The 11,953-nt window shown below is 43.8% G+C and carries 9 protein-coding genes and 1 pseudogene; all 10 read right to left on the bottom strand.

Annotated features, from left to right (window positions below; all coding sequences use genetic code 11):
- A pseudogene (locus C8D94_RS15275) lies at positions 1-2,150 on the bottom strand (hypothetical protein); the annotation flags it as partial.
- 143 nt (positions 2,151-2,293) lie between these two features.
- On the bottom strand, positions 2,294-3,112 hold the full coding sequence (locus tag C8D94_RS06300; RefSeq protein WP_115123094.1) for an enoyl-ACP reductase FabI: 819 nt from the start codon (positions 3,110-3,112) through the stop codon (positions 2,294-2,296).
- Positions 3,113-3,160: 48 nt separating this feature from the next.
- Positions 3,161-4,813 (bottom strand): DNA repair protein RecN, encoded by a 1,653-nt coding sequence (recN, locus tag C8D94_RS06295; RefSeq protein ID WP_115123093.1) that lies wholly within the window; start codon positions 4,811-4,813, stop codon positions 3,161-3,163.
- 70 nt (positions 4,814-4,883) lie between these two features.
- Entirely contained in the window at positions 4,884-5,774 is an 891-nt protein-coding gene (gene porD / locus C8D94_RS06290) for a type IX secretion system protein PorD (RefSeq protein WP_115123092.1), read from the bottom strand.
- Entirely contained in the window at positions 5,767-6,978 is a 1,212-nt protein-coding gene (gene coaBC / locus C8D94_RS06285; RefSeq protein WP_115123091.1) for a bifunctional phosphopantothenoylcysteine decarboxylase/phosphopantothenate--cysteine ligase CoaBC, read from the bottom strand. The genes porD and coaBC overlap by 8 nt, the downstream gene beginning before the upstream one ends.
- 1 nt (position 6,979) lies before the next feature.
- Positions 6,980-7,315 (bottom strand): DNA-directed RNA polymerase subunit omega, encoded by a 336-nt coding sequence (locus tag C8D94_RS06280; RefSeq protein ID WP_115123090.1) that lies wholly within the window; start codon positions 7,313-7,315, stop codon positions 6,980-6,982.
- Between the two features lie 11 nt (positions 7,316-7,326).
- Positions 7,327-8,169: an outer membrane protein assembly factor BamD gene (locus C8D94_RS06275; RefSeq protein WP_115123089.1), complete on the bottom strand. Its 843-nt coding sequence runs from the start codon at positions 8,167-8,169 to the stop codon at positions 7,327-7,329.
- A gap of 105 nt (positions 8,170-8,274) precedes the next feature.
- Complete coding sequence (gene dapA / locus C8D94_RS06270; protein ID WP_115123088.1) at positions 8,275-9,150, bottom strand: 4-hydroxy-tetrahydrodipicolinate synthase; 876 nt, start codon at positions 9,148-9,150, stop codon at positions 8,275-8,277.
- Positions 9,151-9,286: 136 nt separating this feature from the next.
- Positions 9,287-9,817: a DUF6913 domain-containing protein gene (locus tag C8D94_RS06265; protein WP_115123087.1), complete on the bottom strand. Its 531-nt coding sequence runs from the start codon at positions 9,815-9,817 to the stop codon at positions 9,287-9,289.
- 92 nt (positions 9,818-9,909) lie between these two features.
- Positions 9,910-11,904 carry an NAD-dependent DNA ligase LigA gene (gene ligA / locus C8D94_RS06260; protein WP_115123086.1) on the bottom strand — a complete coding sequence of 665 codons (1,995 nt, stop codon included), beginning with the start codon at positions 11,902-11,904 and terminating at the stop codon, positions 9,910-9,912.
- Positions 11,905-11,953 lie beyond the last annotated feature (49 nt).

Genomic DNA, 11,953 nt, shown 5'->3' with positions numbered 1-11,953 from the left:
AACCCGTTCACGAGTATATAATATGTCGAGCTACCGTCCCCTTGGAAGGAAACTTCAGATTGCAACCCACAGGAGTCGTCATTTTCAGCAACACATACCAGTGTACCGCAGTCTCCTGAATACACTACCAATTTACTATCGTACGTAGTACCGCCATCACAAAGTGAAACCGTATAGTCGGTTACCAGTCCAGAGGTATCGTCTATTACGTACCAAACTCCAGGTGAATCGTTACCACCTCCACAGTCTGGAGACATAGCGTCTGGAGTTGCAATAGTTGTAGATCCTGTAATGGTCTCTCCGCAAGCAATTGGTTCGGCACCGTCACACATATCGTTTGGTAACGGGTCTACACAGGTTATTGCCATACTGAATGCGCCTGCGTTGGTTCCAAAGCCTTCTACAGCAATATAGTAGGTTGAGGTTCCATCAGAAAGGAACGATAATTCGGACTGTAGTCCACAAGCATCATCGTTACCAGCCACTACAGCTCCACCACAACTATCAAATACCGTGAGTAACGAGTCGTAGCTAGTACCTCCGTCACATAAAGAAACTGTTACAATTTGTGATGATCCAGTTCCTGTAAACGAGTACCATTCGTCTGGTGAGGCATTAGCACCACCTGTATCTGTATTGTCAGACGTATCTCCTACGATTACATCGTCACAAGCCACTGGCTGTGCAGTGGTACAATCGTCTGGGTTTATCACAACAGTCCCTTCAATTGCCACAATTCCTAATTCTGCCCCACAACCTGGATTAGAGTTAGTATCTACCATTCCTAAACCTGTGGCAGCTCCAGTAGTAACATCTACAGAGGCCCATTGGTTAGCACCTCCACCAATATATGCTCCCATGTATAGGGTATTGGTATCTGGGTCAAAATCGGCATCTTGTGCAAAATTGATATCAATTCCAAGTGCACCTATCAACGCATTACTACCATCCGAAAGATCTATACTATACAGACTGTCATCGGTAAGATCGGCCATATATGCATTTCCACTATCGTCAATAGCCAACCAAATAGGAAGTCCACCTCCTGCAGCATTAGTTCCAACAGAGGTCAAAGTACCGTTACTTAAATCAACAGTGTAAATGGTATAATCTGTACCAGCACCACTCATCAAATACATCGTTCCGGTAGATTCGTCCCAAGCCATACCGCGGGTAGCGTCACCAGGTACGATATTGGTAAGGGGGCCAACGGTTGTTGTAGCACCTGTTGCGGTATCGACGGTGAGCAATGTTAATGCATCGTTGTCCATCGCATATAATGTACCAGAACCATCATAATCTCCACTGAAAATTGCAAGTGTAGAAGTTCCTACGGTATTGATCAGGTATGGTCCGGCAACATCAAAAGTTCCCATTTCATCTGAACAGAATCCAGCATCAAAGGCAAATACGCGCTCGGTCATTCCACCGCCGCCACCGCCGCCACCGCCAGGTGGCACGACTTCAACCTCCCAACCACAAGAATCTACAACAGCCGTTGCTGAAAATTCAAAGGTCAATGCTCCAGAAGTAGATTCAAAAACGGCAGAACCATTTGCAGCGATCATACCAGCTAGGTTATCAGTTTCTGCATTTAGGTTACTGTCATATATCTGTGGAGATGATGTATCAGGACCATCGTATATATTAAGAACATCGAAAGTCCCAAAAATATTAAAGGATAAGAATTCTACAGCCAAATCTGTTCCCGTTAAGGTAGTTACAGTAGTACAACCGCAGTTTGGATAATTTCCAGGAATGGGTCCACCTGTATTGGGACCGCTACAATCCCCTCCAGGTCCACCTTGGCCAGTACCATCTACGGGATCGTAAAAGAAATCTCCAACAACAACCCCAAAACTCTCCGTTGCACCGGCATTGGGAATAATATCTGCCATTCTAGTTGCGCTAGACTGTTGCTGCTTGAAATATTGTTGCAGGGCAATACGCTCTTCTTGCGTAAACATCAGGTTGTCGTACTCTGCAGAGTCGCCCGCGGCTGCCAACCTATCCAAAAGGTCTTGTATATTGATTGTAGGTGCAGCAGTTGCGTTCGCCATCTGAATTTCTTGTAATTCAGTTGGGGTTTGGGCGATGACCGTTCCGATTGTACAGAACAGCACAGCCCACATGAAAGTAATTTTTTTCATAATAATTTTAAGATTAATTGTTACTAATTCTTAAAAATATCCAAAAAAAATCAGACTTCCACAACAAATCGTCTAAAAGAAGAATTTAAACGACGAGCAACTTTAGAAAGAAAAATCTTACTAATATTAAGTTTCGGAAGTGATTATTGGCCGTCCACAAAAGCATTCATCACGGCATCACTTACGCCCATATTGCTAAAACCACCGTCATTGAATAAGTTTTGCAATGTCACCCTTTTGGTCAAATCACTGAACATGGCAATGGTGTAATTGGCACAGTCCTCGGCCGTGGCGTTGCCCAGTGGGGACATTTTTTCGGCATACGCTATAAATCCATCAAACCCTTTTACACCCTGACCTGCCGTTGTAGGGGTTGGCGATTGGGATATGGTGTTTACACGTACCTTTTTGTCCTTTCCGAAGAAATACCCGAAACTTCTAGCGATAGATTCCAAATAAGCCTTATTGTCTGCCATATCATTATAATCTGGAAATACACGCTGTGCGGCCATGTAGGTAAGTGCCACGATACTTCCCCATTCGTTCATAGCATCCTTTTTGTAGAGTGTTTGCATGGTTTTGTGAAAAGAACCTGCAGAAACGTCCCAACCCTTGTGCGTCCAGTCGTAGTTTTGGTCGGTATAATGGTTTCCTTTTCTTACGTTTACGGACATTCCGATTGAGTGGAGTACAAAATCTATTTTGCCGCCCAATAGCTCCATGGACTTTTCAACAAGATTCTCTAGGTCTTCAATATTTGTAGCATCGGCGGGGATTACTTCTGCGCCTGTTTTTTCGGCCAGTGTTTTAATTTGGCCCATTCTTAGGGCGATGGGAGCGTTTGTCAAGACAAATGTCCCACCTTCTTCATGGACGCGCTCTGCAGTTTTCCAAGCGATTGAGTTTTCGTCCAATGCGCCAAAAATAATTCCTCTTTTTCCTTTTAGTAAGTTATATGCCATGATGGTTTGTTTAGTGTTTTAATTTTTTAAGTTATTACAAATATAAGGCTAATTACGCAACTGTCTTGCGTGTGCCATAGCCGACTCTGTAAGGGTGTTTCCTCCTATAATTTGGGCAATTTCCACGATGCGTTCCTCTTCCGTCAAGGTTTTTAGCTCTGTTGTGGTAGTGCCTCCCGTGTTTTCTTTGTACACTTTTATCTGTTGGTCTCCTTTGGCTGCTATTTGCGGGAGATGGGTAATGCTAAATACTTGCATGTGCTTGCTCATAGCTTCCATAATATTGGCCATTTGTTGGGCAATCTCTCCCGAAACTCCTGTATCTATTTCATCAAAGATAAGGGTGGGCAAATTTTTATGATTTGCCAGCACAGCTTTTATGGAAAGCATAATACGGCTTAATTCTCCTCCCGATGCTGTTTTTTTCAAGTTCCCCAAACCGGTTCCCTTATTCGCTGTAAACAGAAGCTCCAACGCATCTTTCCCGTGTTCCCGCAATTCAGGAACCTCCTCCAGTGTAAATTGAATTTGGGCGTGGGGCAGGCCTAATTTGTTCAATAGTTGTTCAATTTCCTTTTTAATTTTTGGCACCACTTTTTTCCGTGCTTCGTGCAACTTTTGCGCAACTTCCTCGATATGCTCTTTTGCTGAAATTTCAGATTTTTGCAACATTGCTATCCGGTCATCCAGAGTGGCTGTGGTATCTAATTTTGTTGCCAATTCCTCTTGAATCTCCAACAGCTCCTCCACAGATGCCACATTGTGTTTTTGCTGAAGTTTATACAAGTTCTGTAAAGTACTTTGAAGCTGTAATAGCTGTTCTGGGCTTGCTTCGAGTGTTTCGGTTGCGGTGTTAATTTCCTGTTCCAGATCGTCTAGTTCTATGATAACACTTTGTAACCGTTGCCAAAAGTTTTCATATTCTGAAGAAAAAGTTTTCAGTTTTGCCAATTGAGCACGGGCTTCCTTAGCGGTTTCCAAAGTTCCCGCTTGTTCTTCAGAAAAAAGATTGAGTACCGTTGCTAGGGCTTCTTGTATGGTCTCGGCATTGGAAAGCTTTTCGTATTCTTCCTCAATTTCTTGTTGATGGATGTTTGAAAGGGAAGCTTCCTGTAATTCGTTGTATAAAAAAGTGTGATAGTCCAGTTCCTTGGCGGCGGTTTCCTTTTCAGCCACCAAATCTTGAACTTCCTTTTGGAGCTTTCGGTATTCCTGAAGACCTTCTTTGTATTGTTTCAGTACCATATCGTTACCTGCTACGGCGTCCAACACCTCCAATTGGTTTTTTTCAGAAAGCAGCGACCTGGTCTCGTGCTGGCTGTGTATATCTACCAACCTATCACCCAATTGTTGCAATTGTTGTAAGGTTACGGGCGTATCGTTCACAAAGGCTCTGGACTTCCCGCTGGGCAATAGCTCTCGGCGTATGATGGTATGATCCTCATAATCCAGGTCCTGCTCTTTAAAAAGGAGTTGGAGCTTGTACTGGGCTACCAGAAACTCTGCCTCAACAATACATTTTTTATCTGGGTTTTTTACGCTGGAACTGTCGGCCCTTTTGCCCAAGATCAGCGAAAGTGCGCCCAACAAGATAGATTTTCCCGCACCTGTCTCCCCCGTAATAGTAGTGAGTCCCTGCTGGAAGGCAACCTTGACATCTTCGATCAAGGCATAATTTTTTATGGAAAGTGAGGTGAGCAAAGTGGTTTAGTTTATGTACACTAATATAGTAGAAGTTTAAGGTTCTACAAGCAAAAAAACTACCTACTTTTTAGAATTTTATTTCTGCCCACGTACTACGGCGCGTGGGAGCCATCCTGTTTAAATTTTCAATAAACTGAACGATATCTACCTGTGGTCCGCCACTAAAAATTGCGGCAATCTCGTCGCTCTTGGCATCAAAAAAGGTACGTAGAATGTATGAATTGGGTCTACGGTCGTTGATGCTCTTCAGTTTTGTGATGGCGTTCTTTACTTCGGTTTTTGCCTGTTTGGGATTGGTAGCCATAACGTCCAGCCCTTGCCTATGGTAGGCGTACATAGCTTCGTGGAATTCTCGGTATACATTGCTCAAGAGGGCATCGTTGTACCTAAAGCGGGATTGGGTTCCGTCTGTAGCTTTCCAGCCTGAAAAGCCACTACCTGCTGCTGTATTTACAATTTGCTTGGCAGTTTCAAAATACTCCAAACCACCTTCTTGCTCGAAAGTATCGGCATCCAGGCCTATAACGGTATAAATATGGAATGCCAAAACCGACATCAGGTTGGAATCGAAACTATTGATGTTAAAGGTCAATGGTTGAAACTCCACATAATCGAAAGAAAACTGCTTGTCGTTATAGTTATACACAGGACTGTCATACGTAGATCCATAAATAGGTCTCGAGGCCTGTACCTGAAGAGTTCCGCTAAACGAGTCATTTTCGTAACTACTAATTATCAACGTGAAGTTACAGTCTATACGCTCCTGGTTCAGGTATTTTCGGTTGGTCCATTGGGTATTGTTCACAAAGTCTGTTAACTGGCTCTCCAGCGTCCTGAACACCTGCATATTGGGTTGCCCGGTTTGTTCGGCGTCAATAGTAATACTGGCGTTGAGCTCTTGCGATTGTACACTAAGGCCTGTAATGAATAAAACTGCTGTAAGTATGTGTTTATACATGAAGATGTTGTGTGATGTATTGTAAAATATCTTTGGCGACTTCTGTCTTGGGTTTAACTTCAAAAGGTACCACTTTATTGTCCTTTCCTATAAATGTCACCTTATTGGTATCACCCTTAAAACCTGCGCCTTTATCCTTTAGCGAATTTAATACAATTAAGTCTAAATTCTTTTTTTGCAATTTATTTTTTGCGTTTTCCAGCTCATTTTGTGTTTCCAGCGCAAAACCGACCAAAAACTGCTTGTGTTTAATAGCGCCAATTGAAGCTAGGATATCTTCGGTTTTCTCCAATTGAAGGGTTAACTCCCCCTCTTTCTTCTTTATTTTTTCTGAAGCTACCATTGTTGGCCTGTAGTCTGCCACGGCGGCACTTAAGACGGCTACGTCGCAATCTTCAAAATGTTGATGGACCGCATGGTACATTTCTTTGGCCGAAGTGACCGAAATCTTTTCAACAAAAGGGTTTTGCAATGCTACGTGGGAAGGCCCTGAAACCAAAACAACCGTTGCGCCCATATTGGCAGCTTCATCGGCAATGGCATATCCCATTTTACCGCTACTGTGGTTCCCTATAAACCGAACGGGATCTAAGGCCTCATAAGTTGGGCCTGCGGTAATGAGTATCTTCTTTCCTCGCAAGGGCAGTTTTTTCGCGATGTCATGTTCCAGAAAAGCTAAAATATCCTCAGGCTCGGCCATACGGCCCTTCCCTACAAGCCCGCTCGCGAGTTCGCCGTGGGTGGCGGGTACCTGGATATTTCCGAAAGATTCCAGTTTTTTAAATGTTGCCTTGGTAGATGGATGTTGGTACATATCCAGATCCATAGCTGGGGCATAGTACACAGGGCATTTCGCCGAAAGGTACACCGCAAGCAATAAATTATCGCTGGTACCATGCGCCATTTTAGACAGTGTGTTTGCCGTAGCAGGCGCTATTACAAACAAATCTGCCCAAAGGGCCAACGCTACGTGGTTGTTCCATTGGGCATTATCATCTTCCTCATTGATAAAAGAGGAATGTACTTCATTCTTTGAGAGTGTGGAAAGGGTAAGCGGGGTTACGAATTCTTTTGCTGAAGGAGTCATCACAACCTTTACCTCAGCGCCTGCCTTTACAAAGAGCCTAACCAAATATGCAGTTTTATAAGCGGCAATACCGGCAGTGATGCCCAATAGTATTTTTTTACCACTTAAAACGGACATATTATTCTTCTATTTCTTCGTCTGCTGTGTTACGAAAGTATATTTTTTCGTCCAACCACTCTTGCACCGCTAGTGCGTGTGGTTTTGGTAGCTTTTCGTAGAACTTGGAAACCTCGATCTGTTCTTTGTTCTCAAAAATTTCCTCCAAGCTATCGTTATAGGTAGCAAACTCATCGAGCTTTTCCAAAAGCTCTTTTTTAATATCGCCATTGATCTGGGTTGCTCTTTTTGAAATAATTGAGATTGCCTCATAAATATTCCCTGTGGGAGCATCTACCTTGTTCTTGTCTATGGTAGTAGTGTTGATAGGCGCTTCAGAATTTTTAATATCGCTCATAACTGTTGTAATTACTTAATAGTTTCTTCTTCGGTTTCGATGGTTGTCCTTGCCTCAATTTCTTGGGCTATATCATCGGCTTTCTGCTTGTATTCAGAAGTATCGTTCTTATAATATTTATTGAAGGCGTTGTAGTAGCCTTTTGCCGTAACGAGCCTTTGCTGCATCTCTGTAGGCACTCCTGTTATGGCACGCTGGTAACCAGCTTCCAACCTTCCGTAGAAAGCTTCCTTACGGTATTTTGAACCCGGATGATCCAGGATGAAATTTTCAAAAGCTTCAATGGCAGGCACGTAAGAGCCTAGATATTCGGCTATATCCAAATACTGCATTGCAGTTTCAAAATCCTTTTTCTCCAGCTTTTCCCGCAATTCCTTTACAAGACCATTCGCTTCAGCACGATATGGAGAATTGGGATAGGTGTTTATATATTCTTGCAGTTTTTCCATTGCTATACGCGTGTCCTTTTGGTCCAAGGAGAAGCGTGGCGACAATTGATAATAACTCGTAGCTCCCTTATAGGCAGCAACCTCTGCACTGTCGCTCTTTGGGTACGATGTTACAAAACGCTCAAACTGGTATCCCGCCAAGTAAAAGTCTTCCAAATTGTAGAATGTATTGGCATATATGAACATCAATCGTTCTGCCTGTGGTTTTCCACGGTAGGCAGGTACAATCTGCTCCATTAACTTAAGGGCTTTCCTATATTTCCCTATTTTGTAAAGGGAATCTGCTGCGTTATATTTTGCTGCAGTATCGTCTGAAGCAAGAATCTTTTGATAGTTGCTACAAGAAGACAGCATAACGGCGGCCAATAAGCTAAGGAAAAGAGTTGTAAGGTATTTCAAAAACATCGTGCAAAAGTAGTGAATTATACGTGATTACAAAACATATTATGCAACTAAATATTGTGCATAGCTACACGGTAAAGACGTAGCTTTACTTACACTGTTACAAGATTAATATGCTGTGACAAAGGCCTCAATCTTGTCGCGCAATTGTTTGCCCACCCCCACCAAGGGCAATCGCACCGTATCGCCACAAATATCCAGAGAATGTAAGACGGTCTTTATTCCTGCTGGGTTACCTTCGGCAAAAATATAATCTATACATGGCGCTATTTTATAGTGAAGGCTGTATGCCTCGTCCACACGTCGTTCCAGCCCCAATCGAATCATCGTTGAGAAATCCTCTGGAAAACCTTCGGCAATCACCGAGATCACTCCAGCACCACCCGCCAAGGTCATGGGGAGTGCAATCATATCGTCCCCACTTATTACCAAAAATCCTTCCGGGGTGCTATCTATCATGTGCATGGCCTGCACTAGGTCTCCTGCGGCTTCCTTTATGGCGACTATATTTTCAAAATCGTTTGCCAGACGTGCAACTGTTGCGGGCAACATGTTACTGGCAGTCCTTCCAGGGACGTTGTATAGAACGATAGGTTTTGGGGCTACCTTTGCCAAAGCGGCAAAATGCTGGTAAATCCCTTCCTGCGTAGGTTTATTGTATGAAGGGGACACTGAGAGTATTGCGGCAAAAGCGTCCAGATTGCGTGTTTGCATTTCTTGGGCCACCTCTTCAGTGTTATTCCCGCCTATTCCTAAGACCAATGGCAACCTTCCTGCGTTGGCCTCAACCACGGTGTCTATCACCAGTTGCTTTTCAGCTTTTGAGAGGGTTACGCTTTCTCCCGTGGTCCCTAAAACGACAAGGTAATCTATACCATTGTCCACTTGAAAATTCACAACATTCTTCAATCCTTCCACATCTACCTTACCTTCGGTGGTAAAGGGTGTTACTAGGGCTACTCCGGTTCCTATGAGTTCTTTCATACTATCTATTTTTTTAAGCTAAATGAGCAGTACAAAGATACTACGATTCTAATCTCTGTAAATTCTGAAATGCTATGATTTTCTTAATTTTTTTTTGGGATTGTTTTGAAACTATAAAATTCATCCCTTTTCAGCTTCATGTAGACGTTGCTATTTTCCCCAAAACCTGTAAATACTTCTTCAGCTCTTTTTTAAAAACCGAAAAATCCTGAAACGGAACATCCAGTAACAAATCGAACAAACGCTCATCACCACCATAAAAACCCACCTTAAACTTGGCGTTACTACTTGCCACGAGCAGATCCAGAATCTCGTGCTTTTTAGGATAATAGCCCACGAGTACGTCAAAATCCCTGTCCAGGAATTCCTGGGCGTTCTGGTTGTGCAGGTTTCCTTTCCAGTCAAAATCCTTGTTCTGCACTTGGTTTTGCCTAAGACTTGGCAATTTCTTTTTACTCTCTATGTAGGAGAACACCTTCACGTCCTTGGGTTGTAGTGAAAGGTCTTTGAATATATCGTAGCATTTCTCAAAATCCTGAAAATGCGCCTCATTTACCAAAAAACCAATAGTTTTCACTTGGGCATTGAGGCCCGAGGCATCCCTTTTTTTCAGTTGCGCGTCCAGTCCCTTTCGCAGGGACTTCTGTTTCAGTTTCTTAAAAATCATAAGCGTAGTAAGCTACCACAAAAATAAGGTCTTCTCTATAGATTCCTATTGAAATTAGGTGCCTTTTTCAGTAAGACCGTCCGAAGCACAAATTATGAAAGCATCGCTAAAAAATCATCTTCAGAAATAATGGGGATTGCCAACCCCTCAGCCTTAGTGCGTTTGCTTGGGCCCATCTTGTCCCCTGCAACTACATAGCTGGTCTTACTTGATATTGAAGACGATACTTTGCCACCATTGTCCTCAATGAGTTTTTTGAGCTCGGTCCTGGAAACTTTATGGAATACTCCGGAAACCACAAAGGCGCTGCCCGCTAAAGTATTGGTCTGGTTTGCCATGGCTTCTTCGGAGAGTTGCATTTGCACCCCATACTCCTTTAACCTCTCAATGGTAGTTTTATTTTCTTCGGAAGAAAAGAACTCGATGACGCTTTCGGCAATGCGGTCACCTATTTCGTCTACAGCTACCAGTTCTTCAAACGAAGCCACCATTAGCGCATCAATACCCTTGAAGTGTTTTGCCAGTTTCTTCGCCACGGTCTCACCTACATAGCGTATACCCAGCCCAAACAATACCCGCTCAAACGGAACCTTCTTGGAAGCTTCCACTCCAGCGATCAAATTGTCTGCACTTTTTTGTGCCATTCTCTCTAATGGTAGCAATTGTTTTACCTGTAAGGTATATAAATCTGCATAGTTGTTAATAAGTCCATTGTTTACCAAAAGAGCCACCGTCTCTCCGCCCAGACCTTCAATATCCATTGCCTTTCGGGAAATGTAGTGCTGTATACGGCCAATGATCTGTGGTGGGCAGCCCTCGGTATTGGGGCAATAGTGTTGGGCCTCGCCCTCGGTCCTTACTAAAGTTGTACTACATTCGGGACATTCAGTAATGTACTTCGTAGGTTGTGAATTGGGGTCTCTCTTGGTAAAATCTACCCCAATGATCTTGGGAATGATCTCCCCTCCCTTTTCAACATACACGGTGTCGCCCTCCCGGATATCCAGCTTCTCAATCTGGTCTGCATTGTGCAGGGAAGCACGTTTTACGATGGTTCCCGCCAATTCCACGGGCTCTAGGTTTGCAACAGGGGTAATGGCTCCCGTGCGTCCCACCTGATACGTAATATGCTCCAGTTTTGTTGAGACCTGCTCGGCCTTGAATTTATAGGCCATGGCCCAGCGGGGTGCTTTTGCGGTATGTCCCAATTCTTCTTGTTGCTGCAGGTTGTTCACTTTTACCACCACGCCATCGGTCTCATACGGCAATTCGTGGCGGTGTATATCCCAATGATTTACAAATTGCAGCACCTTTTGGATGCTGTTTACCAGCACAGCCACCTCTGGCACCTTAAAACCCCATTGGCGGGCTTTTTCCAAGCCTTCGAACTGTGTGGTCACTGGTAGATTGTTTCCTTTAAGGCTGTAGAGCAAACATTCCAATGGGCGTTTGGCCACCTCGGCACTGTCCTGCAACTTCAAACTACCCGAAGCTGTATTTCTTGGATTTCGGTACGGTTCTTCACCATTGGCAACACGCTCGGCATTCATCTTTGTAAAACCCTCGAACGGAAGGACAATCTCACCACGGATCTCAAACTTGGGCGGATAATCTCCCTTGAGCTGCAGCGGGACCGATTTAATTGTCTTTACATTGGCCGTTACATCGTCGCCCTGGAAGCCATCTCCACGGGTCACGGCACGCACCAATTTTCCTTCTTCGTAGGTGAGGCTCATAGATGCTCCGTCGTATTTAAGCTCACAGGTGTACTGTACGGGGCCATCTACCATTTTTTTGATGCGCTTTTCCCAGTCTTCCAAATCTTCTTTGGAGTAACTGTTGTCCAGCGAATACATCCTGAATTCGTGCGCAACGGTCTCAAAATTCTTGGTTACTTCACCTCCTACCCGTTGTGTGGGGGAATTAGGGTCGAAATATTCGGGATGGGCGTTTTCCAGGCCCTGTAATTCTTTCAGCAATACGTCAAAATCGTAGTCTGAAATGGCAGGGTTGTCAAGAACGTAGTAGTTGTAGTTATGCTCACGCAGTTGGTTGCGCAGTTGGTTGATTTTTTCTTCAGTATTCATATCCACAAATATAACGAACTGGTGAGTTTGTGGCTCAGTGATTTTTTGC

It is taken from the genome of Marinirhabdus gelatinilytica, from assembly GCF_003353425.1.
Taxonomy (GTDB): domain Bacteria; phylum Bacteroidota; class Bacteroidia; order Flavobacteriales; family Flavobacteriaceae; genus Marinirhabdus; species Marinirhabdus gelatinilytica.
Note: the sequence above shows the minus strand (reverse complement) of the source record. Positions and strands in the feature narration are given on the sequence as shown.